We start from the raw sequence: 4,770 nt of genomic DNA, 5'->3' as shown, positions 1-4,770 counted from the left end.
CGCGCCCGACCATCCGCTGAAACTCTCGTCCGAAGCACCCGTAGAAAGAAAACACTGGCGCGGGGAGGCGCAGGGTGCTAAAGTATTAGCACGCACGAACGCCGTCTCATCCGCCAGGGCCGTTGCAACCATCGCGGGCCCCCACGCATCCAAGTGACAGTCCGCCGTCACGCCTGCGCGGCCGGACCCCGATCCCGACCATCACCCGTTCGTAGCCACGGAGTCCGACCATGCGTCGCAACCCCCTGCGGCACCTCTCGTTGGCGATGTTTTTGTCGACAATATCTGTTCCCCTCACTGCCCAGGGCGCCTCGCAGCCCCTGCAGCCGCCCGCGGCTGCGCCGTCGGCGGAGGCGCCGCGCGTGATGCAGGCGGTGCGGGCCAGCGGCGCCATCCGCGTGGACGGCCGCGCCGACGAGGCGGCGTGGGCGGCTGCCCAGGTGGCCACCGACTTCGTGCAGCGCGGCCCGCGTCCGGGCGAGGCGAGCACCGAGCGCACCGAGGTGCGGTTCCTGTACGACGACCAGGCCGTGTACGTGGCCGCGCGGATGTGGGACCGGCACCCCGACAGCATCGCCGCGCCGCTGGCCCGGCGCGACCAGGGCGTATCCAACTCCGACTGGTTCGACGTGGCGCTGGACAGCTACCACGACCGCCGCACCGCCTTCCGCTTCAGCGTGAACCCCGCCGGGCTGCGGCGCGACATCTACCACTTCAACGACGACAACGACGACGACACCTGGGACGCCGTGTGGGACGTCGCCGTTTCGCGCGACAGCGCCGGATGGTCGGCCGAGTTCCGCATTCCCCTGTCGCAGCTTCGCTTCAACGTGCCCCGCGACGGCGCGGCGCAGACGTGGGGCATCAACTTCGGCCGGGTGATCGCGCGGCGCGACGAGTCGTCGTTCTGGGCGCCGCTCCTGCCGAACACGTCGGGGATCATTTCGCGCTTCGGCACGGTGCAGGGGCTGGCCGGGCTGCGCGCGCCGCGGCGGCTGGAGATCATGCCGTACTCCAGCGCCCGCGTGGACCGGCAGCCCGACCGTCCCGGCGACCCGTACTACAGCGCCACGGAAGGCGGCGCTGCGGTGGGCGTGGACGTGAAGATGGGGCTCACCTCCGGGCTGACGCTGACGGGAACCGTGAACCCGGACTTCGGCCAGGTGGAGCTGGACCCGGCCGTGGTGAACCTGACCGCGTTCGAGACGCAGTTCGAGGAGCGCCGGCCTTTCTTCGTGGAAGGGAACGACGTCTTCCAGTTCGGCCAGTCGCGGGCCTTCAACAGCTACGGCGGGCAGGGGTTCTTCTACAGCCGGCGCATCGGCCGGGCGCCGCAGGCGGGGCTGGGGACCAGCGACGACCGCCCGTACGTGGACCAGCCGGAGCAATCCAGCATCCTGGGCGCCGCCAAGGTGACCGGGCGCACCGCCGGCGGCTGGTCGCTCGGGCTGCTGAACGCCGTCACCGGGCGGGAGCAGGCGCGGTACGTGGACGCGGAGGGCGACGAGCACACCGCGCCCGTGGAGCCGATGACCAACTACCTGGTGGGCCGCGTGCGCCGCGACCTGAACGGGGGCGGTACGGTGGTCGGCGGGATGGTGACGGCCACGAACCGCAACCTGGATGCGCGGCTGGAGCCCCTGCTGCGCCGCGACGCGTACGTGGGCGGGGTAGACTTCGAGCACTCCTGGGCCAAGCGCCTGTGGACGCTGAGCGGATACGTGGCGGGCAGCACCGTGGGCGGCAGCGCCGAGGCCATCGAGCGCACGCAGCGCTCCAGCGGGCGCTACTTCCAGCGGCCGGACGCGGACCACGTGGAGCTGGATGCGGACCGCACGCGGCTGTCGGGGCACTCGGCGTCGCTGGCCATCCAGCGCGCCGGCGACTGGGACATGAGCGTCAAGGTGCAGAACGTCTCGCCGGGCTTCGAGATGAACGACCTTGGCTTCGCGCAGCGCGGCGACGTGCGGTCCTTCGCCACCTTCCTGGGCACCCGGCGCACCAAGCCGACCCCGGTGCTGCGCCAGTACTCCATCGCCGGCTTCACCACGCATGCGTGGAACACGGCGGGTGACCCCATCTTCGCCGACTTTGGGATGGGGCTGTGGGGCCAGCTGCACAGCCTGTGGAGCGGCGGGCTGAACCTGAGCCTGTCGCCGGCCACCCGTGACGACCGGCTGACCCGCGGCGGCCCGCTGGGCGCGCGGCCCACCTCGTGGGGGGTGAACGCGCACTTCAACTCCGACTCGCGCAAGCCGTTCTCCCTGAACATGGGCGCGTACGTAGGCGGCGACCAGGCGGGCGGGGAGTCGCGCTCGGTGGGGCTGAACCTGAACTACCGCCCGAGCCCCTCCATGCGGCTGAGCATGGGGCCGTCGTGGGACCAGGGGCGCGACCCCGACCAGTACCTCTTCGATTTCGAGGACGAGTCGGCGGAGGCCACGTTCGGGCAGCGGTACGTATTCGGCGCGCTGGACCAGACGGTGTTCGCGGTCAACACGCGCCTGGACTGGACGTTCACCCCCACGCTCTCGCTGCAGCTGTACGCGCAGCCGTTCGTGGCGGCCGGCGACTTCCGCGACTTCCGCGAGTTCACCACGCCCGGCAAGGCCGAGTACGACGTCTACGGCAGGGACCGCGGCTCGGTGTGCGGCTACGACGGCGCGTACGCGCTGAGCCCGGTTGCGTCGGTGGCGTGCCCCGCCACGGTGGAGCAGGCGGAGCAGACCGGGTTGATGGTGGTGGGCAACCCCGACTTCAACGTCCGCTCGCTGCGCGGCAACGCGGTGGTGCGGTGGGAGTACCGGCCCGGCTCGGCGCTGTTCTTCGTGTGGCAGCAGGAGCGGCAGGGCTTCGAGGGGATCGGCGGATTCGATGCCCGGCGCGACGTGGGAAGCTTGTTCCGCGCCCCCGCCCGCAACGTGTTCATGATCAAGGCGACGTACTGGATCGGTTGATGGATGGCATTCGTCCCGCGTCCCCGCCTGGGGCGCGGGACGGATCGCCCGGTTTTCCCGCTTTCCGGAGGATGCACGATGCTCCGCTCCCTCACGCTCCTCACCGCCGCCGCCGGCCTGGCCGCCTCCCTCGGCCATGCGTTCCGCCCCCAGCCGGGTGAGCTGAATGGAGCCGTCCAGCCGCACGAGGTGCAGATCGTCGTCAGCGGGGCGGGCGAGGTCTCGACGGTGCGCTACGAGAGCGGGGCGGGGGATTCTGGGGGCGCGGACAAGGTCATCGTGCGGCGGGTCGTCCACGAGGGTGATGCCGCCGGGGCCAGGACGTTGCGTCGGGACTGCCCGCGCGCGAGGGAAGGGGCGGCGGCGCACGGACATCCGCTCGCGCCGATGCTGCGGAGCTGACCCTCCGCCGCGCTGGGGCGACTGAAGTCGCGGCTGGAACGTCACGAAGTCCGCCTTCGCGGACTGCATGCGTAGTCGGGTGCGTTGGGCCGACCGGAGCGCAATCGAATTCTCCCCTCTCCCGCTTGCGGGAGAGGGGCCGGGGGAGAGGGCAGCCGGGGAATGCGCCGGCCTCGATAGAAACGCACTGTGGCTCGTGCGGGTCGCCTGCAGAGTGCGCCGGATCCCGCGTAGCGCATGGCACTGGCTCCCTTCGCCCGCGCAGTTTGCGGGGGAAGGGTTGGGGATGGGGGGCGCCCGTCGTCGCGCCGCCATCGACACGTAACCGAAGTTCTTCCGGGAACCAGTCCGGAAGCAACTGGCAACGCCGGATCAACCACCTACGTCCGGTGTACCTGCGGGACGCCATTTTCCGAATGCCTGATCGCCCTTGATGAAGACCCGGATGCCCCGCGCTTCCGCCGCCGACCAGCCGCGCCGCAGCTCCCTTCGCCGCTCGCTCGCCGCCGCGCTGCTGCTTCCCGCGTTGGCGGGCGGCTTTGCACTGCAGGCCCTCGGCGGCCGGCCCGGCGAGCAGATGTTCCACGAGGTGATCTCCGCTCTTTCCGCGCGCGGGATCGACTCCATCTCCGACGCGCAGCTGTACGAAAAGGCGGCGCGCGGGCTCCTGGTGCAGATCGGCGATCCCTACGCGGAGCTGTTTTCGCCCGAGCAGCTGGCGCAGTTCTCCCGCGAAACGCTGCGGAACTCGTACGGCGGCGTGGGCATGCAGATCACCACCGTGCGCGATACGGCGCTGGTCACCCGCGTGTTCGAGGGCTCGCCCGCGGCGCGCGCGGGGGTGCGGCCCGGCGACCGGGTGATCGGCGCGGCGGGCGAGAACGTCACCGGGCAGCCGGTGGACCAGGTTACCCGGCGGCTGCTCGGGGAGCCGGGCACCAACGTCGCGGTCGATTACCATCGCCCGGGGGTGGGCACCATCCACCACGAGTTCACCCGCGAGCGAATCCGCTATCCCTCCGTGGCGTACGCGGTGATGCTGGAGCCGGGGATCGGCTACGTGCCGCTGGAGGGATTCAACGACAGCTCGGGCGAAGAGGTGCTGCGCGCGCTGGTGAGCCTGCGGAAGTCCGGCGCCCACGCCTTCGTGCTGGACCTGCGCGGCAACGGCGGCGGCAGCCTGGAGCAGGCCATCCGCATCAGCGACCTGTTCCTGAAGCCGGGGCAGTCCATCCTGCGAGCCGAGTTCCGCAACGCGCCCACGGAGAACGTCCTGGCGCGCACGGAACCCGTGGTCCCCGATGCACCGCTGGTGGTGCTGACGGACGAGAACGCCGCGTCCGCGTCCGAGATCGTGGCGGGCGCGCTGCAGGACCACGACCGCGCGGTGATCATCGGCGAGACCACCTTC

At 71.1% G+C, this 4,770-nt stretch carries 3 protein-coding genes; all 3 read left to right on the top strand.

What is annotated here, in order from left to right:
* Window positions 1–230 precede the first annotated feature (230 nt).
* Window positions 231–2,957, top strand: a complete 2,727-nt coding sequence (locus VIB55_RS07610) for a DUF5916 domain-containing protein (protein ID WP_331876073.1) — start codon at window positions 231–233, stop codon at window positions 2,955–2,957.
* Between the two features lie 78 nt (window positions 2,958–3,035).
* Complete coding sequence (locus VIB55_RS07605) at window positions 3,036–3,359, top strand: hypothetical protein (RefSeq protein ID WP_331876072.1); 324 nt, start codon at window positions 3,036–3,038, stop codon at window positions 3,357–3,359.
* A gap of 433 nt (window positions 3,360–3,792) precedes the next feature.
* A partial coding sequence (locus VIB55_RS07600; protein ID WP_331876071.1) for a S41 family peptidase occupies window positions 3,793–4,770 on the top strand: 978 nt, incomplete at its 3' end.

The organism is Longimicrobium sp. (assembly GCF_036554565.1).
Taxonomy (GTDB): domain Bacteria; phylum Gemmatimonadota; class Gemmatimonadetes; order Longimicrobiales; family Longimicrobiaceae; genus Longimicrobium.
This window is presented reverse-complemented; position numbering and strand designations above follow the sequence as displayed.

Bases quoted from the DNA above. Each gene is read 5' to 3' on its own strand.
- VIB55_RS07610 (WP_331876073.1), top strand. From the start codon at position 231: ATGCGTCGCAACCCCCTGCGGCACCTCTCGTTGGCGATGTTTTTGTCG.
- VIB55_RS07605 (WP_331876072.1), top strand. From the start codon at position 3,036: ATGCTCCGCTCCCTCACGCTCCTCACCGCCGCCGCCGGCCTGGCCGCC.